The organism is Priestia flexa, assembly GCF_021441905.1.
Lineage (GTDB): Bacteria > Bacillota > Bacilli > Bacillales > Bacillaceae_H > Priestia > Priestia flexa.
In genome coordinates, this window is sequence record NZ_CP090431.1 from 676,682 (window position 1) to 702,701 (window position 26,020).

The window sequence follows — 26,020 nt, forward strand, 5'->3', positions numbered from 1 at the left end:
TTTAAAAAGAAAAAAAGCATAAAAATAAAAATAATCTATTTTATATACAAACCCTGTAGAGTCGTAGTCTATGATGGAGTCATCATTCCTAAAACACTCATTTACATCGGCATGCACATCATTTATCATAAAGACATCAAATGTTTTTAGAATATTTTTAATAATTTGTTAGAAAACAGGAGGATTACTATGTCAAACGATTGGAATCATCTATTTAACAGAATGCCTGAACTTTTAGCACCTACTATGGCAAAAGATCATCCAAATCTACCCGTTATAAAAGAAGAAGGGTGCTACTACTATGGATTAGACGGCAAACAATACCTAGACTTTACATCTGGAATTGCAACAACGAATGTTGGACATCGTCATCCAAAAGTTGTGCAAGCTATTAAAGACGGAGCTGATCAGCTACTTCATGGGCCTTCTGGCGTTATTATGTACGAGTCTATCTTAAGATTAGCTGACGAACTAGGAAAAGTTACGCCTGGTAACCTGGACTGTTTCTTCTTTGGAAACAGCGGTACGGAAGCAATTGAAGGAGCCTTAAAACTTGCTCGTCACGTAACAAAACGACCTTACGTCGTGTCATTCTTAGGCTGTTTTCATGGACGCTCAATGGGAGCGCTAAGCGTCACAACTTCAAAAAGTAAATACCGTCAGTTTCAGCAGCCTTCTGGCTTAACCTATCAAATTCCATATGCAAACCCAAAAGAATGTCCAGAGAATGTTGATGTGGATGCTTATTTTGAAGACAAGCTTGAAAAAGACTTTAATACCCTGTTCAAACATCAAGTAACGCCAGAAGAAGTAGCAGCTGTTATTTTAGAGCCTGTTCTTGGTGAAGGTGGATATATCATTCCACCAAAAAGCTGGATGAAAAAGCTTCGTGAAATCTGTGACCGTCATGGCATTTTACTCATTTTTGATGAGGTGCAAACAGGTTTTGGACGTACTGGAGAATGGTTTGCTGCACAGACATTTGACGTCGTGCCAGATATTATGGCTATTGCAAAAGGCATCGCTTCAGGCATTCCGTTAAGTGCTACTGTGGCTTCACAAGAGCTTATGAAAAAATGGCCTCTTGGCACGCATAGCACTACGTTTGGCGGTAATCCAATTGGCTGTTCGGCTGCGCTTGCTACACTTGAAGTGCTTCAAGAAGAAAATCTTCTCGAAAATGCAAAAGAAATGGGTGCTTATGCGCTCAAACAATTGGAGCTGTTAAAAGAAAAGCATTCGCTAATTGGAGACATCCGTGGAGTGGGACTTATGATCGGAATTGAGATTGTACATCCTGAAACAGGTGAACCCAATGGGGATGCACTATTTGAAATTCTAGACTTAGCTCTTGAACAAGGCGTTCTCTTCTATTTCTGTGGCAATGCAAGCGAAGTGATTCGTATGGTTCCACCTTTATCCGTAACGAAAGAGCAGATTGATGAAGGTCTTGCTATGCTAGATCAGGCTATTCATTTATATGAGCAAAAAGTTGCTATTAATGTATAAAAAGAGTGCTTAAAGCACTCTTTTTTGTTGGTCTAGTTATGATAGCGGTATCATATTGTTAGAAAGAAAAATCTTTTCAGAAAAGTCATTGACATTCCTTTGCTCAGCGTGTAACATAAGATTTAAGTTATCAACAATATTCTACAATATTCGACAAACTTCTTATCCAGAGAGGTGGAGGGACTGGCCCTGTGAAACCTCGGCAACGGACATTTGAACCGTGCCAACTCCAACAAGCAGTGCTTGATAGATAAGAAGAGAGCTGGTTCTTACTTACGTGATCCCAACCTCTTCTTACAGTCATTAAGACACTGTAAGTGGAGGTTTTATTATTTTATAACTACATACTGTACGTTTTCTTATCTAGAGAGGTAGAGGGACCTGGCCCTATGACACCTCAGCAACAGGCTGATTGCACTGTGCTAATTCCAGCAAGCGCTTAGAAGCTTGAACGATAAGAAGCAGGTTCTTTAGATAAGGAAGCTTCTTCTATGAAGCTTCCTTTTTATTTTTAGTAAATGGGGTGTAAGAATGAATTTACAGATAGAAAAGCTTAAAGAAAGCGTTATTGAGTATATTAACCAACAAGCTCAAACTTACATAGATACAAGTCATGCAATCCACGACCATCCTGAAATCGGAAATGAAGAGAAATTTGCATCTTATCTCTTATGTAAGCTGCTAGAAGAAGCAGACTTTGCCGTGGAACGCGGGGTAGCTGGACATGATACAGCATTTTTAGCAAAAAAAGCATCCGCAAGAAAAGGACCGAGAATTGGATTTCTTGCGGAGTATGATGCGCTTCCAGGGCTTGGACATGCTTGTGGTCATAACATTATTGGAACAACTAGCGTAGGAGCAGCGATTGCGCTTAGCCAAGTGCTTGACGAAATAGGAGGAGAACTTGTTGTGTTGGGCACCCCAGCGGAAGAAGGTGGACCGAATGGAAGTGCAAAAGGAAGCTTTGTAAAAGCGGGCCTTGTGCAAGACTTAAATGCTTGCATGATGGTTCACCCTGGAAAAGAAACGTGTATTACAGGGACAACGCTAGCTGTAGATCCTATTGATTTTGAGTTTTATGGACAGGCATCTCACGCAGCATCAGCTCCTGAAGAAGGCATTAACGCGTTAGATGCGGTTATTCAGTTATTCAATGGAGTGAACGCACTTCGTCAACATGTAAAGGATGATGTGAAAATTCACGGCATTATTACAGACGGAGGAACGGCTCCCAATATTGTTCCCGACTATGCAAAAGCGCGCTTTTATATTCGCGCACAAACGCGTAAAGAGTGTGATCAAGTGACGGAGAGAGTACAGCAAATCGCAAAGGGAGCGGCTATGGCAACTGGTGCTAAACTTAACGCATATTTCATTCAAAATAAAGTAGATCATATTCAGCTAAACCGCGCTTTTGATCGAGTATTTGAAGAAGTATTTACAGAATTAGGCGAAGACGTAGATACGGCGCATAAGCCTGGAATTGGCTCATCTGATGCAGGAAATGTTAGTCAAGTGGTACCAACCATTCACCCTTATATCAAAATCGGTGCTGAAACGCTGGCTTGGCACACTGATGAATTTCGTGAAGCAGCTAAATCTCCAGAAGGTGACAAAGGGTTACTTCAAGGGACAAAAGGTCTTGCTCTCATTGGCTTACGTTTATTAACTGAAGAGGACACGCTTTGTGCTATAAAAGACGAATTTACGAAGAAGCAGGCAGAGCTAGACTAGAATACACCTTTTCTTTCGTTCTCATAAAAGCTCTCTTTCACTCGTATGATAAAAAGAACGTAAGTGAAAGGGGGACGCACTTATTATTATTGTGCAGGGTCGTGCATTAAATATGAATGCAGTACCATATAGCATGCTTGAAGCTAATAAAGCACAGATTTTGAGAAAAATGGCTCAGTATCAAACAATTTATCGGTATGACAATATTATGCAGTTAGATTTTGAGCTGACTACCCGCCTACGAATTGTAGAAGCATCGTATCTTTTGTATAGAAGTGGTGCGAGATTTGCAACTTTTAAAGAATCTGAATGTAACGAAACGTATTGGCTTCGAACCGAAAAAGGAGGATTTAAGCTAAAAGAGAACGTGTTGCCATCCGTCGCATTAAACGATATTTTCTTTAACGGTTCGCTCTATGCGTTTGAATGTGCGGTTGCGATTGTTATGGTTTTTTATAAAGGTGTGTTGGAGAGTATTGGAGAGAGGGATTTTAATCAATTATTTACGAATTTAGTATTATATAGCGGTAAATTTGATGAAGATTTAAATCTTCAAAATCATCATGGTTATGATTTTTTAGAGGGAGACTGCGCTTATTTCAAAAACCCTGATCACCATGAAGATACCCCTCAATGGCAAGGTGAAAATACGATTATCGTTGGTGACGACTTGTATTTTGGACACGGCGTAGGCGTTAAATCCGCTGAAGGAATTATTGAACGGCTAAATGAAAAGAGAAAAGAAAACGCAACAGAGTCTGCTTACTTAACGTCATACATTACGCGTGTTGGTTTCCGCTACCTTAGCCAATTTTATGTTCATCGTGATGTCCTCGTTGAAGTTGATTATGATAAGCTCCCTCTTGTTGTGAGTCAAATAGGCTCAAGCACATACATTGGTTAAGAAAAACCCTCGCTTTCACAAAGCGGGGGTTTCCTATGATAAAGAGTAGAAGTGAACCAATATAATCTGCCTTAGTTGCTATAGAAAGAAGCATACCCTGCTATAATAAACAAAAGAAGCAGCGCAATTGTGATACCGATGATCCACAGCGACAATTTCTTCATAAGGAATACCTCCTCCATTCATTTAAAGAGTAGAAGATGAACCACCTGATGAACCGCTGGCTGTACCATATACAGTTTGACGCTTTACACCAGCTGTTTTGAACCCAACCTTCCAATTCCAATCAATTTGTCCGTAAGCACGGTTAGAAGAGACCCATGTTTTGGAATTTTGTTTTGAAATTGAGACTAGGGGATTGACGTTTTTCACAACTTTTCCGCTCACACTTTGTACGGACGTAACGTTAGATCCACTTGTAGAATAATAGACTGTAGCTTTCACTTGCGTAGTAGTAAACCCTGCAATTTTATACTGTGCTGTATAGGAAGCTGTGCGTGACACACCAGACGATAATGTGGAAAAACGCGGCGTTGCATATGCAGATGCTACCGCTGTATTGCTTGTAGGCGCGTCATCGTAATCAACGGATTCCGTTACTTCAATAGAATTAAGTAGCTCGTCTGGGTGATTTAAGTAGTAGATAACTTTTTCTTGCTGTTCAGGAGATAAAGCTGAAAATTGCTCTGCTGAATCTGACTCTCCCTGGGTATTAAGATAAGCAACATATGAAGAAATAGTATATCGCTCAGATCCCGTACTCATTGCTGAAGCGGGTTTTGTTGCAAAAAAAGTGAAGCCTAAAAGTATGATTGATACACAAAAAAGCATTTCTTTTTTTAACATTTGGTGTCGGCCCTTTCCATAATTACTAGGTAAATAGAATCGTAACGACTATTACTTTACCATATTTTCCTGGAAAAACGACAAATTTCTTTTAAAACAATTTAATAATAAATGTGTTGAAATACATCGGAGAAATGTAAATATAAAAAAGTATGTAAGGTTTTCTGACATTTTCCTGGCATTACTGTTAAAAAGAGAATATGATGTATTCAAGATCACATTATTCTCCTGCGATTTCGTATAACCTCTTGAAAAAGGGACTTGGGATTTTTCGTGGATCCACCTTCCTAGCTGCGTAAATCAGCTAGGAATTTTTTTTACCTTTTCAATAGACAGAATAATTAGTTATTTTTGATATATAATGAAACGCAAGAGAATGATGGATTTAAAGAGAGAGTAGGGGGCTTGAAGGAATGCAGCATATTTTAATTAAAAACGCGGAAATTATTACGATGAACGAAAAGAATGACATTGTATATGGAGATCTATACATAGTAGGAGACCGTATCGCTGCCATTGGTAAAGGGTTATCACCGGAAAAAGTCGATAAAGTCATTGATGGAACAAATCGGACAATTGTTCCTGGTTTCATTCATACTCACATTCATTTATGCCAAACGATGTTTCGCGGACAAGGCGATGACTTGGAGTTGATGGATTGGCTTCAAAAGAAAATATGGCCTTTAGAAGCTGCGCATGATGAAGAATCTATTTATTATTCCGCATTATTAGGTATTGGCGAGCTCATTAAAAGTGGCACTACAACTATCGTGGATATGGAAACCGTGCATCATACTGATTCGGCATTTGAAGCTATTGCACAAAGTGGTATTCGCGCCATTGCTGGTAAAGTAATGATGGATAAAAAGGCGGACAACATGCCAAAAGCATTACAGGAAACAACCGCTTCCTCAATTGCGGAAAGTGTTAAGCTGCTTGAGAAATGGCACGGATCTTATAATGACCGCATTCAGTACGCGTTTTCTCCCCGATTTGTTATTTCGTGTACGGAAGATTTACTAAGAGAAGTTGCGCACTTATCCGCGACTTACGGTGTGCATGTACATACGCATGCGTCTGAAAACCAAGAGGAAATTCGAATTGTAGAAGAAGAAACAGGCATGCGAAATATTTTATACTTAGATCACTTAGGGTTAGCCAATGAGCGGTTAATTTTAGCACACTGCGTCTGGCTGAATGACCAGGAAAAGGCAGTGATTAAAGATAGAGGAGTAAAGGTGAGTCATTGCCCAGGCTCAAATATGAAACTTGCTTCGGGATTTGCTGAGATTCCACATCTTCATGAACAGGGCATTTGTCTAAGTTTAGGAGCAGATGGCGCGCCTTGTAATAATAACCTCGATATGTTTAATGAAATGCGCCTTGCAGCAACGATTCATAAGCCGTCCTATGGACCTACAGCGATGAATGCGAAGCATGTACTTGAAATGGCAACGATTGGTGGAGCCAAAGCTGTTGGGCTTGAAAATGAAATTGGAAGTATTGAGGTTGGGAAAAAAGCCGACTTAGCTATGCTGAACCTTTATCAGCTTCATACGTTTCCATCATATGGTGTGGACCCAATCTCGCGCGTTGTTTATTCAGCTACGCGAGGAGATGTGGAAATAACGATGGTGGATGGCCAAATTGTGATGGCTAACCGAGTCTTAAAAACAATTGATGAGAGAATTGTTTTAAAGGAAGCCAATGGCACTATCGAGCGTTTATTAAAAAGAGTAGCGCTGCTTACGTCGTAAAAAAGCAGCTAAACTTTTTACTAGTATTGTTAATTTGAAAATTAAAAATAAATAGAATATAAAAAGTTTTATTATGATAACGTTTTCCGCCTTTGCATCTTTCATAATTAGGACTATAATAGGACAAAAGATTTTACTTCAAGATGTGAAAAGTGTACGTTCTAGCCATAATAAGTGGTGGAGTTCTCTCTGCCGCTTATTATGTTTTTGTATGAGCTCTAATGAAAAAATTAGTTGTTCAAGACGCCTGATCACCACAGATTGAGGTTATGTTATAACAATAAACAGGGAGGCGCATGTTTTGGAGCGTAGTAGTATATTAGAGCGCGTGTTTAAACTCTCGGAACGTCAAACAACGCCAAAACAAGAAATTTTAGCGGGCTTAACCACTTTTATGACCGTTAGCTACATGGTTATCGTCAATCCGCTTATTTTATCTGACGCTGGTATTCCGAAAGAAGCAGCGTTAGCAGCAACGATTTATGCCATTGTATTCAGTACAATACTTATGGCGCTATGGGCTAACTTTCCAATCGTTACTGGTCCTGGTATGGGATTAAATGCATTCTTTACGTATTCGGTTGTGCTAGGACAAGGCCTATCGTGGCAAACGGCTCTTGGTGCCGTCTTTATATCTGGTATTTTATTCTTTTTATTAACCGTAACCGGTATTCGTAGCAAAATCGTCGATGCCATTCCCAACGTTCTAAAAGCATCAATTGCTGTTGGAATTGGTTTGTTTGTTGCGTTTATAGGATTAAAAAATGCAGGGCTTGTTGTAGCCAATGAATCAACATTTGTTGGCGTTGGAAACGTGTTGGACAAGGGGCCATTATTGACAATATTCGGTTTGATTTTGGCAGCTGTTTTAATGGCTAAACACGTAAAGGGTGCGCTAATTATTAGTATTTTTGCAACGACTGCAGTAGCAATGGTTGTTGGGTTTCAAGCACCGCCAACCGCTATCAGCGACGTGTTTTCAGCGACCCCACCAACAATTGGTGACACGTTTATGCAAATGGATTTAAAAGGTGCCATCGCTTACGGGATCTTCTCCGTTGTCTTCTCATTTACAATTGTAGAACTTTTCGATACGCTTGCAACGCTAATTGGTTTATCGAAAAAAGCAAACTTAGTTGATGAGAACGGCAAGATTCCAAATTTAAATCGCGCATTAGCAGCGGATTCAGTTGGAACAATGGCGAGCGCTATCTTCGGTAGTACAGCTTTAAACACGTACATCGAAAATGCAACAGGAATTGCAGAAGGTGGACGTACTGGGTTAAAAGCATTAACGGTAGCTGTTCTGTTTTTATGTACCCTTTTCTTCGCTCCGTTAATCGACTTTATTCCATCGGTTGCAACGGCGCCAGCGCTAATTATTATTGGCTCTTTAATGCTTAGCGATATTAAAAACGTCAACTTTGATGATTTTACGGAAGTGGTTCCAGCGTTTTTAACCATTATTATGATGCCGTTAACTTACAGCATCGCTGAAGGGTTGGCGTTTGGTTTTATTTCGTATACCGCTATTAAGCTCTTCACTGGACGCTACCGAGAAATTCACTGGATGATGTACATTATCACAATTGCTTTTTTTATTAACTTCTATATGATGAGTCATTAAGAAAAGACGCCTTCTGCACGAAAGCAGAAGGCGTCTTTTAGTTTTTCTTAAGAACAAACTCAATAATTTCATCAGCCACTTCTTCAGGTGTTAAGGCATCCGTTACAACTTTTTTATGGTGAGATTGATAAATAGCTTGGCGATTATAAAATAGTTCTTCTATTTCCACTAAACTCTTTCCTTGTAAAACAGGGCGCGTTGGAAGTAAATCATCTAATCGTTCTTTCCAACCGTCAAAAGATAGAGATAAACAAATAACAATACCGTCTTGCAAGCAGGTATCTCGAATGGCAGCTTGTAAAAAAGCGCCTCCTCCAAGAGACAAAACAGTCTTTTTCTTTTTTACAAGCTGCGTAATCGTTTCTTTTTCTTTTTGTCGAAAAAATGCTTCTCCGTGAACGCGAAAAATATCTGTTGTTTGCATGCCCATTTCGGCTTCAATATGCTGGTCCGTATCAATAAATTGAAAATCGAGTTTACGGGCAAGTGCTTGTCCAATCGTTGTTTTCCCCACGCCCATAAATCCAACTAAAACGATGGTTTGATCCATGTCGTAACCTCTTTCTATCTATGAAATATTAATGGAATTATAATACAGACTGAAGTATTTGTAAAAGTAAGATAAATTAGTTTCCTTGTTTTAACCCCATCGATAAATAAACCCGCGTCGTTTTACGATTCGCATACTTTGGGTTATTGCTTCGATTGTATTCAAGAGATTGATGTTTGACATCGTAATGCTTTTCGAAGCTTTTAATCATTTCTTCAATTTCTTTGCTGTCGCCGGCGAGTCGTATCTCGATCATGTATAAGCGCTCCTTTTTCTGTGTAATTGCTACGCTATCATATCACGAAGAGTCGATTTTCGTAATTATTTCGAGTAAAGAATATCTAGAAATTCAACTATATTAGCGTTACAATAGAGAAGTTGAAAATAATGGATAAGAACGGTAGGTTAGGTGGGAGAGTCATTGAATAAGTATAAGATTTACGGTGTTTTAGTATTCGTCATGTTGCTATGGGGGGTAAACGTCGTTGCGTTAAAGCTACTCGTAGGCGCATTTGCTCCCGTTACGATGACGGCTTTTCGAATTCTTTTTGCGGGAATTGCCGTTTTGGTTTTTCTTAAAATCACAAAGTCACTACGCAAAATTACCCTGAAAGAGCTTTTGTTTATTACGATGGTTGGGTTCTTTAACGTTGTTTGTCATCACTTCTTTTTGTCAACGGGGTTAAAAGAAACCAGTGCATCAAACGGGGCGTTAATTTTAGGCTTGAGTCCAATTTTAACGACAATTTGCGCGGTTTTCTTTTTAGGTACGAGGCTAACATTTTTCCGATTTATCGGCGTAGTGAGCGGTTTTTCTGGAGTTGCTTTTATCGTATTAGCTGGAAGCGGAGCGGTCACAGGTGGAACAAAGGGTGATTTGTTTGTCTTTTTATCAATCTTAACGCAAGCCATTAGTTATGTATTTATTCGACGTGCTTCAACAACGTTGGATGCGCGTTTGATGACGGGGTGGATGCTGGTAACCGGTTCAGCTTTTTTACTTGGGATTAGCTTTATTTTAGAGCCGAATGGATTGCAAACGATGGCACAAACAAGAGTGGACTTGTGGCTATTGTTCTTAGGTTCTGCGCTGCTCGCAACAGCATTTGGGCATATGGTCTACAATCAAGCTGTTCAACATATTGGACCGGCGGAGTCATCCATTTTTGTCAATTTAAATCCTTTTTTTGCGCTTGTTAGCTCAGCTATTTTCTTAAAAGAAGAAATACAAGCAGCTCAGCTATTCGGCTTCCTATTTATTGTAGCGGGTGTACTATTAGGTAGCGGTCTAATTGACAAATGGTTCAATCAAAAGAAAAACACGATACATTCACATGTGTAACCGAGGCATTCTTTTAAAGAATGCTTTTTTTCTGTTGACTAACTTGTATATACAGGTTAATATAGAACACACAATACATGTATATACAAGTTTTGAATGCGCTATCTTTTTCTATGCGTTAGGGTAATTAAAAATAAGGGTACCTTTTTTATAAGAGATGAAAGCGATAACAAGGAGGAAGAGGATTATGGCTGTAAATCGTACATCTGTTGAGCAGATTATTGAAGCCGTTGGGGGAAAAGAAAATATTTCAGCAGCAACTCATTGCGTAACGCGCTTGCGCTTAGTGCTGCATGATGAAAAGAAAGTAAATGAAGAAGCGCTAAATAATCATGATTTAGTCAAAGGTTTCTTCTCAACAAATGGACAATTCCAGGTGGTCATTGGTCAGGGAACAGTTGATAAAGTATACAAAGAAATGGTAACGATTACAGGTATCGGAGAATTATCAAAAGAAGAAGTGAAAAATGAAGCTGCGAAAAATTTAAACCCATTGCAGCGAGCTATTAAAACCTTAGCTGACATCTTTATCCCAATCTTACCTGCCATCGTAACGGCTGGTTTGTTAATGGGGATTAACAACATTTTAACCGGGGCAGGAATCTTCTATGATGATAAGTCTCTCGTAGATGTTCATACACAGTGGAAAGATTTAGCGAGTATGATCAACTTGATATCAAATACCGCATTTGTCTTTTTACCGGGTCTCATTGGTTGGTCAGCTGTTAATCGTTTTGGAGGAAGTCCGCTACTAGGTATTGTGCTAGGATTAATGCTTGTTCACCCAGACTTATTAAATGCATGGGGATATGGTGAAGCACTTCAAAAAGGTAACATTGATACGTGGAACTTATTTGGGTTAGAAGTTGAAAAGGTAGGCTATCAAGGTCAAGTACTACCTGTATTAGTTGCATCATTAGTACTTGCTAAAATTGAACTCTTTTTAAGAAAGCGAATTCCGGATGGATTTCAGCTTTTAGTTGTAGCACCTGTTGCGCTACTAGTTACTGGATTCCTTGCATTCATTGCCATTGGACCTGTAACGTTTGCGATTGGAAACGTCATTACAGCAGGGGTGGTGTGGCTGTTTGAAACAGCTCCGTTTATCGGTGGTATCATTTACGGTGGGTTGTATGCACCTCTTGTTATTACGGGAATGCATCATACGTTCTTAGCCGTTGATCTTCAGCTGATTGGTAGCATCGGTGGCACGTTCTTATGGCCAATGGTTGCATTATCAAACATTGCGCAAGGGTCAGCTGCATTTGCCATGATGACATTAGCTAAAAACGATGAAAAGCTGCGCGGATTATCATTAACATCAGGAGTATCTGCATGGTTAGGAATTACGGAGCCCGCTATGTTTGGAGTAAACTTACGCTATCGATTTGCTTTTATTTCAGCTATCATTGGTTCCGCTATTGCAGGCGTTATTGTCACAATGAGCGGGGTAAAAGCAGCATCAATTGGAGTGGGAGGAATTCCTGCACCGCTATCCATTTTACCAAGTGATTGGGGAGCTTTTTTAATCGGGATGGCAATTGTAGTCGTTGTGCCGTTTGTTTTAACGCTACTTTTTGGAACGTTACAAAAGAAAAAAGCATGATGACAAAATGATTTGTATAGAAAGTGATGGTGATGAAGATGACGCAGCCGTGGTGGAAAAAGTCGGTTGTTTATCAAATTTATCCGAAAAGTTTTTATGATACGTCTGGGAATGGCGTTGGAGATATTAACGGAATTATAGAGAAGCTAGATTATTTAAATACACTTGGGGTTGATGTCGTATGGCTTACCCCAATTTATCAATCGCCTCAGCGCGACAATGGATACGATATTAGTGATTATTTTTCAATTCACAGTGAGTATGGAACGATGGAAGACTTTGAACGCTTATTAACAGAAGCTCATAGTCGCGATATTAAAGTCATTATGGATATTGTAGTAAACCATACATCAACAGAGCATGAGTGGTTTCAGGAAGCGCGAAAATCAAAGGATAATCCGTACCGTGATTTTTACATTTGGAAAGACGAAAAAGAAGATGGCTCTGCGCCTACGAACTGGATTTCTAAATTTGGCGGTTCCGCGTGGGAGCATGATGAACTAACGGATCAATCGTATCTTCATTTGTTCGACGTAACCCAAGCGGACCTAAACTGGGAAAATGAAACGGTTCGTAAGCAAGTGTATGATATGATGCACTTTTGGTTCGAAAAAGGTGTTGATGGCTTTCGCTTAGATGTTATTAACCTAATTTCGAAGGATCAGCGATTTTCAGATGACGACGGGACGGTTCCTCCTGGAGACGGTCGTAAGTTTTATACAGATGGACCTCGTGTTCATGAGTATATGAAAGAAATGAACGAAGAAGTGTTTTCAAAATACGATAGTATGACGGTTGGGGAAATGTCTTCAACCACGATTGATCATTGTATCAACTATACGCGTCCCGACCGCCAAGAATTAAGCATGACGTTTAACTTTCATCATTTAAAGGTCGATTATCCTAATGGTGAAAAGTGGTCAGTAGGTGAATTTGATTTTCTAAAGCTTAAAGAGATATTATCAACATGGCAAGTTGAGATGAACAGAGGTGGAGGGTGGAACGCACTGTTTTGGTGTAACCACGATCAGCCAAGGGTAGTTTCTCGCTATGGAAACGACAAGGAATTTCATGAGAAGTCTGCTAAAATGCTTGCTACGACTATTCATATGATGCAAGGTACGCCTTATATTTATCAAGGTGAAGAAATTGGGATGACAAATCCAGGTTTCAATGATATTTCCGACTATCGTGACGTAGAGTCACTTAACATTTATGACATTAAGCGTAACGAAGGCATGAGTGAGAAAGAGATTATTTCAATCTTAAAAGCAAAGTCTCGCGACAACTCGCGCACACCAGTGCAGTGGAATGATAAAGAGCACGCGGGTTTTACGACAGGAGCTCCTTGGATTAATGTTGCTTCCAACTATAGGGAATTAAATGTAGAGCGTGCTTTAGAAGATAAAACATCCGTTTTTTATCATTACCAAGCGCTGATTAAGCTTAGAAAACAGTATGATATTATTACAAGCGGAAACTATGAGCTTATTTTAAGCAATCACCCAGAGCTATTTGCATACGTGCGAAACGGAGCTAATGAAAAGCTGCTCGTAGTGAATAATTTCTATGGGGAAGACGTAACGTTTGAACTACCTGAAACGGTTGATGTTGAAGGATACAAATGCGAAATTTTATTATCAAACTATGATGATTCAACTTTAGAGTATGCTAAAGTTCAGCTTCGTCCTTATGAATCAATTGTATATCTCCTTAAAAAGTGAACGATGAGTGACAACTCATCGTTCTTTTTATAAAATAAATGAAGGTAGGTGAAGTCATGAAAGAAAATAAGTTTATGCAAATCTATGAAGAACTAGTGGAAAACATTAAACAGAAGAAATGGCCGCCTCATACGAAGCTACCTTCAGAAAATGAGCTGGTTGTGACGTACAACACGTCTCGTGAAACCATTCGAAAAGCCTTGAACCTTTTATCACAAAACGGCTATATTCAAAAGATTAAAGGCAAGGGATCTTATGTCTTAGAAGTATCTCGCTTTGATTTTCCGATTTCAGGTCTTGTTAGTTTTAAAGAGATGGCAGAAAAACTTGGACATGAATCAAGAACAGTGGTTGAGGACTTTGAGTTAACTAAGCCTGATAGTGAGTTGTGTACGCAGCTAAACAGTACATCGCGAGACTCAGTTTGGAAGGTGGTACGTGCACGTGCAATAGATGGTGAAAAAATTATCTTAGACAAAGATTTCTTTTTACAAAAAAAGGTTCCTCATTTAACTCGTGAAATTTGTGAAGGGTCTATCTATGAGTACTTAGAAAAAGAAGTAGGTTTAAGCATCAGTTTTGCTAAAAAAGAAATTTCTGTAGATGAAGTAACGGAAGACGATGAGCGCTATTTAGATTTAAAAGACTATACCCACATCGTCGTTGTACGAAATTATGTTTATCTTAACGATGCAAGTTTATTTCAATATACGGAATCGAGACACAGATTGGATAAATTTCGATTTGTAGATTTCGCAAGAAGAGGCATTTAAAGAACTGAGAAGGAAAATTCTCTTAATTCTTTAGTGCTTTTTCTTTTGCTTGGCTAGATTGTAATCTGTTTCTTTTGGCACAATTATGATTGAAAACTTGAAACAATGAGATTCTTTTGATTAAGTGAAACGTAGTCTGTAATTTTTTTGAGGTAGGAATTGAACGATTACATTCAAGAGACAATAGAAGAGAAGAAAGGAGTGGATAACGAGTGAACACTGAATACAACATTTATCCATTGGGAGATAGCGGCATCGTTGTCTCATTCGGTGAGGTTATTCATCCAACAATACATACAAATATCCAGCAGTTTATAGCAATTCTTGAAGCTAATCGTTTTGAAGGCATGATTGAATATGTACCTGCTTTTACAACTGTAACGATTTACTATAAGCCCCACTACTTTTTTAATCGAATTGGAAAAGCCCCCTATGAAATCGTAAAAAGTAAAGTAGAAGCGCTTCTTCAGATCCCAAAAGCTGAAGGTGAATTAACATCTCGCATTGTTGAAATACCGGTTTGCTACGGTGATGAGTTTGGACCGGATTTAGCCCATGTTGCAAACTATCATCAACTAACGGAAGAAGAAGTAATCAAGGTGCACTCATCAGGAGACTATCTAGTTTATATGATTGGGTTCGCTCCTGGCTTTCCATACTTAGGTGGAATGGACGAAAGGTTAGCCACCCCACGAAAGGAAAAACCTCAGGCATCTATACCAAAAGGGTCAGTTGGAATTGCAGGAGGACAAACAGGTATTTATCCGCTTGAAACACCAGGAGGTTGGCAAATCATTGGGCGAACGCCACTGTCATTATTTAATCCGCTAGACCATAAACCGGTTCTTTTGCAAGCAGGAGATTCCATTCGTTTTATACCGATTACCAAAGAAGAATATGTGGCTCAAAAGGAGGGTGACCATGAGTGTTAATATCATCCGTCCAGGATTACTAACAACTGTTCAGGATTTGGGAAGACAAGGGTTTCAAAAGGAAGGAATTATCGTGAGTGGAGCGATGGATGTTCTTGCTCTTCGAATTGCGAACTTACTTGTTGGAAATGAAGAAGAAAAAGCAGCACTAGAAATTACCTTGATGGGACCTAAGATTAGGTTTGAAGAAGATACGCTCATCGCAATTACGGGAGGCGATTTGTCACCAACAATTGATGGTGAACCTGTTAAGATGTGGCGCCCTGTTTTTGTATCAAAAGGCAGTATGCTAGCATTTGGTGTTCCAAAATCAGGATGTCGCGCTTATTTATCCATATCAGGTTCGTTCATTATTGACCCAGTGATGGGAAGTTTATCGACGTCATTACGTCCAGAAGTTGGCGGGTTTAAAGGGCGTGCGTTGCAAGCGGGAGATCAGCTGTTTTGTCATCCTAAAACAAAAATGGGAGAAGTCATTCGTAATCGGCTACTAAATAAGCAAACGGATAAGCCGTTCAAGCAAGCATTTTGGACCATTCATCCCGACTTTTTGCCGCGATATGAAGAAAACCCAACAATTTCAGTTATTGAAGGACCTGAATACGCTTGGTTTACAAAAGAAAGTAAGGCAGGTTTTTTTGACACAAGCTATGCGGTTACTCCTCAATCAGATCGAATGGGGTATCGATTACAGAGTGAGAGTACAATGCTGAAGCGAACAAACAAGCGGGAGCTATTATCAACTGCGGTTACGTTTGGTACCATTCAAGTTCCAAGTGACGGTCAGCCTATTATTCTACTAGCTGATCATCAGACAACAGGTGGTTACCCAAGAATTGGGCAGGTAGCATCAGCTGATTTTTCTACACTTGCACAAGTACCTCCTGGAAAACAGCTGCAGTTTCAGAAAATTTCACTACAAGCGGCTCAGGAACGATTCATGAAGCAAGAGCGATTGCTTGAGCACTTAAAAATAATGTTACGAATGAAAAATTAAAGGAGGTTTTAGCATGTTCACAATCGATTTAAACTGTGATCTTGGTGAAAGCTTTGGTTCGTACGTTATCGGAAATGACGAAGCAATATTACCGTACGTAACGTCCGCTAATATTGCCTGCGGTTTTCACGGAGGAGATCCTTTCGTTATGAAGCGAACGGTCGAGCTAGCAAGTAGAGAAAATGTGGCCATCGGCGCGCATCCAGGACTACCCGATTTAAATGGTTTTGGTCGGAGAAGCATGGCTATTTCCGCACGCGAAGCGTTTGACATAACCCTTTATCAAATCGGTGCCTTATCTGCTTTTTGTCACGCTTTAGGAGCACCGCTGCATCATGTAAAGCCTCATGGCGCATTATATAATATGGCAGCAGTGAATGCAGAGTTAGCGGAAGGAATCGCAGAAGCAGCTTATACAATAGGTGAAGAGGTAATTCTGTACGGACTAGCAGGAAGTGAGCTTGTCACGGCTGGCAAGCGAATCGGGTTACCAACCGCAAATGAAGTATTTGCAGATCGAACGTATGAACAAAATGGTACGTTAACGCCTCGTACAGTGGAAGGTGCTGTTATTCACGATAAGCAACGAGCCATTGATCAAGTGCTTATGATGATTAAAAAAGGAAAAGTACATACTCGTCAAGGAGAGGAAATAAAAATTGAGGCAGATACGGTTTGCATTCATGGAGATGGACGAAGCGCTGTTGTTTTTGCACAATCCATTCATCAAGAGCTTAAAAAAGAAGGAATTATCATTCAGACAAAATGAGGTGACAGCATGAAACAAACTCGTAATTGGAGCGTTTTACTTGGCGCTGCGTTCTTAATGGCGACATCAGCTGTAGGACCAGGGTTTTTAACCCAAACCACGGTGTTTACTCAAACGCTAGCTGCTAGCTTTGGATTTGTTATTCTACTTTCTATCCTATTGGATATTGGAGTTCAGCTAAATGTTTGGCGAATCATTGCCGTCTCAGAAAAGCGAGCACAAGATATTGCCAATATGGTTGTACCAGGGCTAGGTTTATTTTTAGCTATTCTAATTGTAATTGGTGGCTTGGCGTTTAATATTGGAAACGTGGGCGGAGCGGGATTAGGACTCAACGTATTATTTGGCATCTCACCGCAGGTAGGAGCTATTCTTACGGCAGTTATTGCTATTGGAGTGTTTCTTGTGAAAGAAGCTGGCAAGCTAATGGATCGATTTGCACAGCTGATGGGAGGCATTTTGATTCTACTGATGATTTATGTCGCCTTTTCATCTTCTCCACCTGTAGGAGAAGCAATTGCTAAATCGTTTATGCCGGATCAAATCGATGTAATCGCAATCGTAACGCTAGTAGGTGGAACGGTGGGAGGTTATATTACGTTTGCAGGCGGGCATCGCTTGTTAGATGCAGGGATTAAAGGAAAAGCTGCCATTCCAGAAGTAACAAGAGGTGCTGTATCAGGTATTACCATAGCGTCATTCGTTCGAATCTTTCTTTTTCTCGCAACATTGGGCGTAATCAGTCAAGGATTTACGTTAAACCCTGATAACCCACCTGCATCTGTATTTCAGCTCGCAGCAGGAAACGTCGGCTATAAGCTGTTTGGTGTCGTAATGGCGGCAGCTGCGATTACATCCGTCATCGGTTCAGCTTATACATCTGTGTCATTTATTAAATCATTCAATGAAAAAATTGCTCAATATGAAAACTGGGTCATTATCGGTTTCATCACTGTATCAACATTGGTGTTTTTAACAATTGGTCAACCCGTTACCCTCTTAATTTTAGCAGGTGCTCTAAATGGACTAATCTTACCAATTTCGCTTGGCACAATGCTTGTAGCTGCATACAAGAAAAAGATTGTAGGTGACTATAAGCATCCGCTTTGGCTTACCATTTTCGGCTCTTTCGTTGTAGTCATTATGGCTGTTATGGGTGTGTATACGCTCTTTAAGCAGCTTGGACAATTATTTTAACGTAGCAGAGAACTGAGACATAAGTAGTGCAGTCCCTACTATACCTGAACAATTGAAAGTTTATAACTTTTAATCGTTCAGGCTTTTTTGATTGGGAAAAACCGGTTTGGAAACAGGGCGGAATGGAGCGTAGGACACTCGACTCCTGCGGGAAAGAGAGGGGAAACGGAGATCCCGCAGCACAGCGAGGAAGCTCAGGTTCCTCCACGCGGAAAGCGAGTGGCCGTAGCGCAATGGAACGAAGTTGTCCAGCTAACCTAAAGATATGGCCATAGCTATTGTTTGTCTTTTAGAAGCAATCATTTTGTTATGTCCCAAACTCTTTTTATGATTTCTAGCATAAATACTCTACTATTCCTCATATGGTAGTTAATAGATTCACATAAAAATACTTAATTGAAATGATAGAACAGCCGGAGGTGGATGATAGAGTATGACGCTATCAAAAGTAAGTAAAGAGTTAGTTGGAGTGTTGCTGCTGCTGTTGTTTGGGTATTGTTTTTTCTTTGTTGGTATAGATACAAGTAACTTAGCTATTCCCACGTCTTTATTGAACGTCAATACCATCTTTTTAAGCATCGTCTTTGAAGCTATACCGTTTATTTTGCTCGGTGTGTTTGCATCAGCACTTATTCAAGTGTTCATATCAGAGCGAGCGATTCAGCGAATGATTCCAAAAAATCCGTATCTTGCACTCGTATCAGCCGTTGTAGTCAGCGCTATCTTACCGGTTTGTGAATGCGCTATTATTCCAGTTGTAAGAAGGCTGCTTAAAAAAGGAATGCCCCTGCATGTTGGAATGGTTATTTTAGTAGGAGCACCCATTCTAAACCCAATTGTATTTGCTTCTACGTTTTATGCATTTCAATCAGATTTATCTATCGTATATAGTCGAATGGGGCTTGCTGTGATTGTTTGTTTACTCATTGGGTTAGCAATTTATTGGACGTTTCGTAATCAAAATCAGCTTAAGGATGTTCACGTTCACGTTCATTCAGATCATGGAAAAGGAAATCGTCTGAAGCAAACGCTTTATCATGCAAGCGATGAATTTTTTGATATGGGAAAATATTTATTATTTGGAGCGCTCGTTGCAAGCCTGTTTCAAACGTTTTTGGATCGGCAGGTTCTTGTCAGCTTAGCCAGCAATGAATACGTATCCTCTGCAGTCATGATGGGATTTGCCTACGTGCTTTCCTTGTGTTCGGAAGCAGATGCTTTTGTTGCTTCATCTTTTGCTCATACGTTTACACCGACTGCGTTGCTTGCCTTTTTAGTATATGGACCCATGATTGATTTGAAAAATACAATTATGCTATTTGCCTTTTTCAAAAAGAAGTTTGCTATCCGGTTTATTCTAATGATTACGGTTATTGTTTACGGAGTTGTGATGGTTTATGGATGGTTAATGGGATGAGGAGGATATTATGAAGCGAATTGATGAACAGTTTATCACCTATATCCGAGGCATTTTCTTAATTGGGTTTGCGCTTTTAATGTTTAAGCTTATTTTAACGGAGCAAATGGTTTACTTTATTGCTCCCAAAATGATGCCGTTTATTTATTTTTCTAGCATTACATTCTTTCTCCTAGGAGTTGTGCAAATTTGGCGAAGCAGCATAAAGGTAGAGGATGGGGGAAGCTGCGCTTGCGAACATGATCATTTTGAAAGAGGGAAGTTTAAGACCTTCTTCATTTACCTCTTATTCTTACTGCCAATTATGACTGGCTTTTTATTACCTAACCATTCATTAGGAAGTTCAGTGGCTGAAAAAAGAGGGATTAAGTTTGCAGAAGGAGTGAAAGAAACGCCCACGCCAGAGCAGCGTCAAGAATTGCAGGAAAACGCAGATGCCGAGTTAGAAGAGTATATGAATCAAGTACTAGGAGCGGAAGTAGAAGAACCGCAGGAAGATGGAGAAGTTCCTTTAGAACACCCGGAAGGCTTCGTACCTCAGCAGGCACCAGAAGGCTATTATGAAAAATTAGAAGCTAAGCTAGTCAAGCAAGATCATATTGTGGTTAGCGATAAAGAATATATTCCAATCATGAATATCATCGAGACAAACGTTGGGAAATTTGTTGGCAAGACGATTGAAGTAAAAGGCTTTGTGTATCGAGAAGAGGGGTTTAAAAAGGACCAATTCGTAGTCGCTCGATTTGGCTTATCTTGCTGCGTAGCGGATGCATCGGTATACGGAACCCTTTCAAGCATTTCGGATGCTGCCAAGCTTGAAACGGACGAGTGGATTAAAGTAAAAGGAACCATCGGCCAAGAAGCATATAATGGCGCTTCATTACCGTACCTAAAGATAGAAAAAGTTGAGTCGATTGACCGCCCAAAAAATCCGTATGTCTATGAAATGTATCAAGGTGAGCAACTGGTAGCACCGGGTGGGTCTTGACAATAAAAAAGAGGCGATAAATCGCCTCTTTTTTATTGAATCGCAACCGGTAATACATATAAAAGAACGGCCAGAAAATGTGTAACTGTGCCCCCAAGTACAAATAAATGCCAAATCATGTGATGGAAGCGAAAGCCTCGCCATACGTAGAAAATAGCTCCGATTGTATAAAGAACTCCGCCAATAACAAGCAATACTAAGCCTGGTGTCTCTAATGTTGCTTTTAAAGAGTTCCATGCAAAGACAATCATCCAACCCATTAACACGTATAGGACTGTTGAAATAAAGAGGAATTTTTTTACGAAAAATGCTTTAAACACAATTCCTGCAATTGCAATCCCCCAGACAACGGCAAAAAGGGTCCAGCCCATTGTTCCTTTCACAATGACGAATAAAAACGGTGTATAGGTTCCAGCGATAAATAAATAAATCGAGGAATGATCAAAGATTTCAAATAAATCTTTTACCTTGCCTTCAGGAAAGCTGTGAACAAGCGTTGATGATACATATAGTAATAACATGGTAATTCCATAAATCGTAAAGCTAACAATATGCCAAGGTGTACCTTGTAATGAAGAAAATACAATAAGAAGAGTGAGTCCGACAATGCTTAAAATGACCCCAATTCCGTGCGTGATTGCATTCGCAATCTCTTCACCTTTTGTAAATGTATGTGTATTCGCCACTTACAAAATCCTCTCTTTATCAGAATATATGGTCTTATTATAGACCATTTTTTAAAAATTATCTAATTTAACAACGGCTTGTACCAATAGATGAATGTGATTTATAGCTGTAAAATGCATGTATGAGAAGAGGAAATAATTTTTTCCGAAAAGATAGAAAAGTTGTCATGCCTTTGTTATTTCAAAATACATATAGAATGAAATGATAGAGAAGAGGGTGATTAGGAAGTGAAAAGAGAAGCGATATTTGATGAAGAGGGAACATATCAATATTCTTTTAAAGTAGCTTGGAGTGAAAAAAATGATCGAACCGTAACGTTCATCTTGTCATCTCCAATGAATACAGGCACTCAACAAAGTGAAGAGGAACTAAAGAAATGTATGCAGTTAGCACAACGGTGGGGCTTTGGTTCGTTAGAAATTGTCTATTTATTTAGCTATCAAGCTGAAGATGAGAAATTATTAGCGAAACTCTCAAAGCAGGAAGCCGTTGGAATTGGAACGAACCAATACCTGACTCAAGCGGTTAATCGTGCACATTTAGTAATTGTCGCATGGGGAGATAAAGGCGAGATTCATAACAGGCAAGAGGATATCTGTACAAGTGGAAAGACTCCGATGTACTGTTTTGGAATGACCGATAACGGTTGCCCTATAGCCGTTGAAGATGCTTCGGAAGGTTTTGAACTGCAGAGATGGTCTTTCTCAGACAGTGAGAAAGCAACAAAAGAGGTTTACTCATATATTGAAGAGGTAAATAATCAATTTTCTGAGCCTACATTTACTGAAATAAAGTCATTTGCCCAAGAAGAAGATCCTGCTGCTGTTATTGAAGAAATTATCGATATTTTCCGCTGAGGAACGTAATGAAATGAACTCTTGCATCATAGAATTGTATGAACCATGCTGTATAGGAGGTCATTACATGACAATTGATGAAGCGCTCAAAAGGGTGGAAACGTTATATGAAACTGTTAATACAACTTGCTTTCAATATGTAGAAGGCGCGAATGTCCAGAAGGCAGAACTCGATTTAACTATAATTGATGAACTTGGAAGTTTACTAAACTATTTATATGAATTAGATGTTCATGATGAAGCGTTATTACGCTCCATTTTAAATAAATTAGAATATGGACAACCTATTTATGATCTTGCCATGCTGAATCCAATCTCTTTGGAGGGAAATGAAGAGAAAATAGATGTTCTGTATGAAGAAAAGGTGAAGGTTGAAAAAATGTTGTTTGAAAGCTATAAGAAACAACATGAAAAGTTATTGCAAAAAGCCATGCCACACTTAAAGCAAATGCAGTGTGAACTCCAAGCATTTTTGTATATTTGTAGTGTCAAACAATAGTATATACAAATAAAATACTGCATGTTAGAATGGGAAAATAAAGAACTTTCTGAATAGAGAAGTCGTTAAAACGGTATAGGTAATCATCTAAAGCATGAAGGTGATGGTAATGATAGTTACCTTTTCCTTTGTGCTTTATTTATTAGCCGATTAGATGGGGTTACTTGCTTACTGGGTCAAAAAGGAACGCTAATACACGAATTTGTATCACGCTCCTTATTGTATTTTCATCTAGTAGGGCTTAAATATCATAGATTGACATACCCTAGTTAAAAAATTGAGGTGAAAAAGTTATGCTTAATCATGAAGAAAAAGAAGCAGTGTATAAAGCTATTTATGGTCGACGAGATGTTCGAACGTTTTTATCTAAAGAAGTATCAGAAGAAAAAATCAATCGTATTTTAAATGCCGCTCATCACGGTCCATCTGTCGGGTTTATGCAGCCTTGGAATTTTATTTTAATTTCATCTGATAGCGTAAAAGAAAAATTAGCGTGGGCAGCTGACAAGGAGAGGCGAGCATTAGCTATTCATTATGAAGGCCAAAAGGAAAAAAAATTTTTAGAGTTGAAAATTCAAGGGCTGAAAGAAGCGCCGCTTACGATTTGCGTAACATGTGATCCAACGCGAGGCGGTTCCCATGTTCTAGGACGTAACTCAATACCTGAGACGGATATCATGTCAACGGCCTGTGCCATTCAAAACATGTGGCTTGCTGCTTACGCTGAGGGACTTGCGATGGGATGGGTGAGCTTTTATAAGAAAAATGATGTGCGAGACATTTTAAATATTCCACCGCATATTGATCCTGTAGCCCTCATGTCCGTCGGATATACGGAAAATTATCCAGAAAAACCGATTTTAGAGCAAGCGAATTGGGCTCAGCGCCGCTCTTTAGAACATCTCATTTATGAAGATGTGTGGGGAGAGAAAAGCAAATAAATTAATTGCTCCAAAACTAGTTGAGTTTACATAAAAAACGAACGAATTACTAATTGTGAATTAAAATATTCGTTTTTATTGTTGACAAGCATGTCGAAACGAGGTATCTTTATATCAAGAAAAAGCTGAATACGGTCACTCATATATGTTTGATAATATGGATCGAACGTTTCTACCTTGTTACCGTAAATAACAAGACTATGAGTAAAAAGTAAATCTAGGTTCCCGCTTTTCATCATGAAAAGGTCTGGTCCAAGCGATTTACATGCTTAATGTTTTCGACAGAACGGCATGACACCGAAGGGATAAAAGCCCAGGCGGGTAGGTTTTTGCTCATCTATTATGAGATGCCTACCTTTGCTTTGGGCTTTTTCTTATTGTATCTATTGTGTATGCTTGTCGTTGGGTGTGCCGCTAGCTTTCTGGGGAGACAAGCTAGCGGAGGGAGACGAAGCTACACGCTTTAGCATTTCTGCAAGCCCTCATTAACCATTGGAAGTACATTTATCTATTTTCTAGCATTTTCTTTGTGTAAGCAGTGTGGGGACACTGCTTCTTTTTTTGCTTAAATTTGTCGAGTAATCAACCGATTTATTGAAAGAAAAAGAAGGTATTTTAGGTAATTTAGCGAATTAGTGCAAACAAGAGCTTCAGCTCCCCGATAGGCTGAAGGAATAGTATCGCTTGCAAAAAAAGAAAAGATTATAGAGGAGAGGGTTAAGATTGTTACATTTGGTTAACGTCCGCTTACCGCTAATTCATGATCACGCACTTTTTGAAGTGAAAATTACAGATGGAATATATACCTCAATTGTGTTACAAAACGGCTATATGGAAGATGATGAGTTTGAAGAGCTGCACGCAGATGTTTTGGGGAAAGAAACGGCTTTAGACGCTCAAGGGAGAGTTATGCTACCTGGTTTTGTAGATATGCACATGCATTTGGATAAAGCGCACTCTTTACCTCAAGTGCCCAACCTTTCTGGTACACTATCTGAAGCAGTTGAAAACTATGCGTCTAGCATTGCGTTGTTTTCTGAAGAAGAAATTAGACAGCGTATTGTAAAAACAGCACTACAGGCATTAGCAAATGGAACGACAGCTATTCGCACACATATCGATTTTAATTGTTTATTAGAAGAAGATATTCTATTTAGAGGGCTTCAAGCAGCAGCAGATGCACGAGATGAGCTCAGTCCATATATGGAAATTCAGCTTGTTCCATTGTTTGGGTCGGTAAACACACATGATGACTATATTATGAGAAAAGTTGAGAGAGCAGCAGAGTTGGGAATTGATGCAATTGGAGGCTGCCCTCATTTAGCTAGTCATCCTAACGAAGATATAGATGCCTTGTTTACTCTCGCTAAAAAGTATGATTTGCCATTGGATTTGCATATTGACGAAAGTGATAACCCTAATATCGACACGATCATTTATTTGGCAGAGCAAACCATTGCTCATAAGATGGAGGGAAAAGTAGTAGCTGGTCACCTATGTTCATTAGCAGGAATGGACGAAGAAAAAGTTCAGAAAATTTTAACTTTAATGCGTGATGCTAAAATTGGGGCCGTAACGCTTCCGGCTGCGAATCTTTATTTACAAGGGCGTGAAGACCGAGGAATTATTCGAAGAGGAGTAACGCGAATTAAGGAACTTCAAAAGTCAGCTATTCCCGTAGCGACCGCTTCAGATAACGTTCATGATCCGTTTCATCCGTTTGGAAAAGCCGACTTATTACAAATTGGCTTGTTAACAGGATATGTTGCTCACATGGGGAGTCCCGAAGAACAAAAGCAGCTTCTTCGAATGATTACTAGTATTCCAGCAAGATTAATTGGAAAAAGGAAATATGGAATTGAAGAGGGAAATGAAGCAAACTTCGTACTTTTAAACGTGCAGTCAATGCCAGAGATATGGACTGAAATTCCAGAGACACGTTTTGTTTATGTTCAAAAACGGTGGGTTAGTGTGAAGGAGACGCATCAACGCTTAGCTGATCATAATTTGACAGCTCTTTGGAAAGAGAATCAGCTATTAATTGGATAAAAAAAGAAGCACTCACAGAGTGAGTGCTTCTAAATTATTACTTTTGAACGTTAGCAGCTTGTGGTCCACGAGCGCCTTGTTCGATTTCAAATGATACGTCTTGACCTTCTTCAAGTGTTTTGAAACCGTCGCCTTGGATAGCTGAGAAGTGTACGAATACATCGTCTTGACCTTCAACTTCGATGAATCCAAAACCTTTTTCTGCATTAAACCATTTTACTTTACCTTGTACCATTGTAGTACCTCCTGTGTGGAACAATCCACGAATATATTACTATCTCTGCTCAATTTCAATAAAAATCACTTTAAAGAAAG

24 protein-coding genes and 3 riboswitches are annotated in these 26,020 nt (G+C 39.4%); of the genes, 19 read left to right on the plus strand and 5 right to left on the minus strand.

Annotation, left to right across the window (positions count from 1 at the left end; all coding sequences use genetic code 11):
• Nucleotides 1-189: 189 nt before the first annotated feature.
• The 3 genes from LZP85_RS03425 to LZP85_RS03435 all read left to right on the plus strand — a co-directional run bounded on the left by LZP85_RS03425 (nt 190) and on the right by LZP85_RS03435 (nt 4,147).
• A complete protein-coding gene (locus LZP85_RS03425) occupies nt 190-1,509 on the plus strand; it encodes an aspartate aminotransferase family protein (RefSeq protein ID WP_025910408.1) in 1,320 nt (439 codons plus the stop codon).
• A 159-nt stretch (nt 1,510-1,668) separates the two neighbouring features.
• Nucleotides 1,669-1,766: riboswitch (SAM riboswitch) on the plus strand.
• A 99-nt stretch (nt 1,767-1,865) separates the two neighbouring features.
• Nucleotides 1,866-1,970, plus strand: a riboswitch (SAM riboswitch).
• A 70-nt stretch (nt 1,971-2,040) separates the two neighbouring features.
• Nucleotides 2,041-3,243 carry a M20 family metallopeptidase gene (locus LZP85_RS03430; RefSeq protein WP_119542686.1) on the plus strand — a complete coding sequence of 401 codons (1,203 nt, stop codon included), beginning with the start codon at nt 2,041-2,043 and terminating at the stop codon, nt 3,241-3,243.
• Between the two features lie 91 nt (nt 3,244-3,334).
• Complete coding sequence (locus LZP85_RS03435) at nt 3,335-4,147, plus strand: protein-glutamine gamma-glutamyltransferase (RefSeq protein WP_267965679.1); 813 nt, start codon at nt 3,335-3,337, stop codon at nt 4,145-4,147.
• A 186-nt stretch (nt 4,148-4,333) separates the two neighbouring features.
• On the opposite strand, the gene LZP85_RS03440 is transcribed toward LZP85_RS03435, so the two are convergent.
• Nucleotides 4,334-4,993 carry a hypothetical protein gene (locus LZP85_RS03440; protein WP_234561978.1) on the minus strand — a complete coding sequence of 220 codons (660 nt, stop codon included), beginning with the start codon at nt 4,991-4,993 and terminating at the stop codon, nt 4,334-4,336.
• A 413-nt stretch (nt 4,994-5,406) separates the two neighbouring features.
• On the opposite strand from LZP85_RS03440, the gene LZP85_RS03445 reads away from it, so the two are divergent.
• Both LZP85_RS03445 and LZP85_RS03450 read left to right on the plus strand, forming a co-directional pair.
• Nucleotides 5,407-6,750, plus strand: coding sequence for a 5'-deoxyadenosine deaminase (locus LZP85_RS03445; protein WP_234561980.1), 1,344 nt, complete (start codon nt 5,407-5,409; stop codon nt 6,748-6,750).
• Between the two features lie 301 nt (nt 6,751-7,051).
• Nucleotides 7,052-8,377 carry an NCS2 family permease gene (locus LZP85_RS03450; protein WP_025908264.1) on the plus strand — a complete coding sequence of 442 codons (1,326 nt, stop codon included), beginning with the start codon at nt 7,052-7,054 and terminating at the stop codon, nt 8,375-8,377.
• Between the two features lie 37 nt (nt 8,378-8,414).
• Here the strand turns inward: LZP85_RS03450 and LZP85_RS03455 are convergent, their stop codons facing one another.
• Complete coding sequence (locus tag LZP85_RS03455; protein WP_119542684.1) at nt 8,415-8,927, minus strand: shikimate kinase; 513 nt, start codon at nt 8,925-8,927, stop codon at nt 8,415-8,417.
• 76 nt (nt 8,928-9,003) lie between these two features.
• Nucleotides 9,004-9,183 (minus strand): YvzF family protein, encoded by a 180-nt coding sequence (locus tag LZP85_RS03460; RefSeq protein WP_025908262.1) that lies wholly within the window; start codon nt 9,181-9,183, stop codon nt 9,004-9,006.
• A gap of 165 nt (nt 9,184-9,348) precedes the next feature.
• Between LZP85_RS03460 and LZP85_RS03465 the strand changes: the two genes are divergently transcribed.
• From LZP85_RS03465 to LZP85_RS03510, 10 genes are all read left to right on the plus strand, one after another.
• A complete protein-coding gene (locus tag LZP85_RS03465) occupies nt 9,349-10,269 on the plus strand; it encodes a DMT family transporter (protein ID WP_224840048.1) in 921 nt (306 codons plus the stop codon).
• Nucleotides 10,270-10,456: 187 nt separating this feature from the next.
• The gene (treP, locus tag LZP85_RS03470) at nt 10,457-11,875 is read left to right on the plus strand and encodes a PTS system trehalose-specific EIIBC component (RefSeq protein WP_144593651.1); all 1,419 of its coding nucleotides are present in this window, start codon (nt 10,457-10,459) and stop codon (nt 11,873-11,875) included.
• 38 nt (nt 11,876-11,913) lie between these two features.
• On the plus strand, nt 11,914-13,599 hold the full coding sequence (gene treC / locus LZP85_RS03475; RefSeq protein ID WP_206782262.1) for an alpha,alpha-phosphotrehalase: 1,686 nt from the start codon (nt 11,914-11,916) through the stop codon (nt 13,597-13,599).
• 56 nt (nt 13,600-13,655) lie between these two features.
• A complete protein-coding gene (gene treR, locus LZP85_RS03480) occupies nt 13,656-14,372 on the plus strand; it encodes a trehalose operon repressor (protein WP_206782261.1) in 717 nt (238 codons plus the stop codon).
• A gap of 212 nt (nt 14,373-14,584) precedes the next feature.
• Complete coding sequence (gene pxpB / locus LZP85_RS03485) at nt 14,585-15,304, plus strand: 5-oxoprolinase subunit PxpB (protein ID WP_025908257.1); 720 nt, start codon at nt 14,585-14,587, stop codon at nt 15,302-15,304.
• Nucleotides 15,294-16,301 carry a 5-oxoprolinase subunit C family protein gene (locus LZP85_RS03490; RefSeq protein WP_119542681.1) on the plus strand — a complete coding sequence of 336 codons (1,008 nt, stop codon included), beginning with the start codon at nt 15,294-15,296 and terminating at the stop codon, nt 16,299-16,301. The genes pxpB and LZP85_RS03490 overlap by 11 nt, the downstream gene beginning before the upstream one ends.
• Before the next feature lie 13 nt (nt 16,302-16,314).
• Nucleotides 16,315-17,070: a LamB/YcsF family protein gene (locus LZP85_RS03495; protein WP_076512561.1), complete on the plus strand. Its 756-nt coding sequence runs from the start codon at nt 16,315-16,317 to the stop codon at nt 17,068-17,070.
• 9 nt (nt 17,071-17,079) lie between these two features.
• Nucleotides 17,080-18,267: an NRAMP family divalent metal transporter gene (locus LZP85_RS03500; protein WP_119542680.1), complete on the plus strand. Its 1,188-nt coding sequence runs from the start codon at nt 17,080-17,082 to the stop codon at nt 18,265-18,267.
• A 433-nt stretch (nt 18,268-18,700) separates the two neighbouring features.
• On the plus strand, nt 18,701-19,684 hold the full coding sequence (locus LZP85_RS03505; RefSeq protein ID WP_234561982.1) for a permease: 984 nt from the start codon (nt 18,701-18,703) through the stop codon (nt 19,682-19,684).
• Nucleotides 19,685-19,694: 10 nt separating this feature from the next.
• The gene (locus tag LZP85_RS03510) at nt 19,695-20,672 is read left to right on the plus strand and encodes a TIGR03943 family putative permease subunit (protein ID WP_234561984.1); all 978 of its coding nucleotides are present in this window, start codon (nt 19,695-19,697) and stop codon (nt 20,670-20,672) included.
• Nucleotides 20,673-20,704: 32 nt separating this feature from the next.
• Here LZP85_RS03510 and trhA read toward each other — a convergent pair whose 3' ends face one another.
• The gene (trhA, locus tag LZP85_RS03515) at nt 20,705-21,358 is read right to left on the minus strand and encodes a PAQR family membrane homeostasis protein TrhA (RefSeq protein ID WP_061785854.1); all 654 of its coding nucleotides are present in this window, start codon (nt 21,356-21,358) and stop codon (nt 20,705-20,707) included.
• A gap of 228 nt (nt 21,359-21,586) precedes the next feature.
• Here trhA and LZP85_RS03520 point away from each other — a divergent pair, with 228 nt between their 5' ends.
• From LZP85_RS03520 to LZP85_RS03535, 4 genes are all read left to right on the plus strand, one after another.
• Entirely contained in the window at nt 21,587-22,216 is a 630-nt protein-coding gene (locus LZP85_RS03520) for a DUF1643 domain-containing protein (RefSeq protein WP_119542677.1), read from the plus strand.
• 67 nt (nt 22,217-22,283) lie between these two features.
• Nucleotides 22,284-22,715: a hypothetical protein gene (locus LZP85_RS03525; protein ID WP_025908249.1), complete on the plus strand. Its 432-nt coding sequence runs from the start codon at nt 22,284-22,286 to the stop codon at nt 22,713-22,715.
• Nucleotides 22,716-23,008: 293 nt separating this feature from the next.
• Complete coding sequence (gene bluB, locus LZP85_RS03530; RefSeq protein ID WP_025908248.1) at nt 23,009-23,656, plus strand: 5,6-dimethylbenzimidazole synthase; 648 nt, start codon at nt 23,009-23,011, stop codon at nt 23,654-23,656.
• A 119-nt stretch (nt 23,657-23,775) separates the two neighbouring features.
• Nucleotides 23,776-23,877: riboswitch (purine riboswitch) on the plus strand.
• A gap of 502 nt (nt 23,878-24,379) precedes the next feature.
• The gene (locus tag LZP85_RS03535) at nt 24,380-25,705 is read left to right on the plus strand and encodes an amidohydrolase family protein (RefSeq protein ID WP_119542676.1); all 1,326 of its coding nucleotides are present in this window, start codon (nt 24,380-24,382) and stop codon (nt 25,703-25,705) included.
• A 37-nt stretch (nt 25,706-25,742) separates the two neighbouring features.
• Here the strand turns inward: LZP85_RS03535 and LZP85_RS03540 are convergent, their stop codons facing one another.
• Nucleotides 25,743-25,940, minus strand: coding sequence for a cold-shock protein (locus LZP85_RS03540; RefSeq protein WP_025908246.1), 198 nt, complete (start codon nt 25,938-25,940; stop codon nt 25,743-25,745).
• Between the last annotated feature and the right edge of the window lie 80 nt (nt 25,941-26,020).

Excerpts from the sequence above, each read along its gene's own strand:
- LZP85_RS03425 (WP_025910408.1), top strand. The coding sequence starts at position 190 with ATGTCAAACGATTGGAATCATCTATTTAACAGAATGCCTGAACTTTTA.
- LZP85_RS03430 (WP_119542686.1), top strand. The coding sequence starts at position 2,041 with ATGAATTTACAGATAGAAAAGCTTAAAGAAAGCGTTATTGAGTATATT.
- LZP85_RS03440 (WP_234561978.1), bottom strand. The coding sequence starts at position 4,993 with ATGTTAAAAAAAGAAATGCTTTTTTGTGTATCAATCATACTTTTAGGC.
- LZP85_RS03445 (WP_234561980.1), top strand. The coding sequence starts at position 5,407 with ATGCAGCATATTTTAATTAAAAACGCGGAAATTATTACGATGAACGAA.
- LZP85_RS03455 (WP_119542684.1), bottom strand. The coding sequence starts at position 8,927 with ATGGATCAAACCATCGTTTTAGTTGGATTTATGGGCGTGGGGAAAACA.
- LZP85_RS03460 (WP_025908262.1), bottom strand. The coding sequence starts at position 9,183 with ATGATCGAGATACGACTCGCCGGCGACAGCAAAGAAATTGAAGAAATG.
- treP (WP_144593651.1), top strand. The coding sequence starts at position 10,457 with ATGGCTGTAAATCGTACATCTGTTGAGCAGATTATTGAAGCCGTTGGG.
- treC (WP_206782262.1), top strand. The coding sequence starts at position 11,914 with ATGACGCAGCCGTGGTGGAAAAAGTCGGTTGTTTATCAAATTTATCCG.
- treR (WP_206782261.1), top strand. The coding sequence starts at position 13,656 with ATGAAAGAAAATAAGTTTATGCAAATCTATGAAGAACTAGTGGAAAAC.
- LZP85_RS03490 (WP_119542681.1), top strand. The coding sequence starts at position 15,294 with ATGAGTGTTAATATCATCCGTCCAGGATTACTAACAACTGTTCAGGAT.
- LZP85_RS03495 (WP_076512561.1), top strand. The coding sequence starts at position 16,315 with ATGTTCACAATCGATTTAAACTGTGATCTTGGTGAAAGCTTTGGTTCG.
- LZP85_RS03500 (WP_119542680.1), top strand. The coding sequence starts at position 17,080 with ATGAAACAAACTCGTAATTGGAGCGTTTTACTTGGCGCTGCGTTCTTA.
- LZP85_RS03505 (WP_234561982.1), top strand. The coding sequence starts at position 18,701 with ATGACGCTATCAAAAGTAAGTAAAGAGTTAGTTGGAGTGTTGCTGCTG.
- LZP85_RS03510 (WP_234561984.1), top strand. The coding sequence starts at position 19,695 with ATGAAGCGAATTGATGAACAGTTTATCACCTATATCCGAGGCATTTTC.
- LZP85_RS03525 (WP_025908249.1), top strand. The coding sequence starts at position 22,284 with ATGACAATTGATGAAGCGCTCAAAAGGGTGGAAACGTTATATGAAACT.
- bluB (WP_025908248.1), top strand. The coding sequence starts at position 23,009 with ATGCTTAATCATGAAGAAAAAGAAGCAGTGTATAAAGCTATTTATGGT.
- LZP85_RS03540 (WP_025908246.1), bottom strand. The coding sequence starts at position 25,940 with ATGGTACAAGGTAAAGTAAAATGGTTTAATGCAGAAAAAGGTTTTGGA.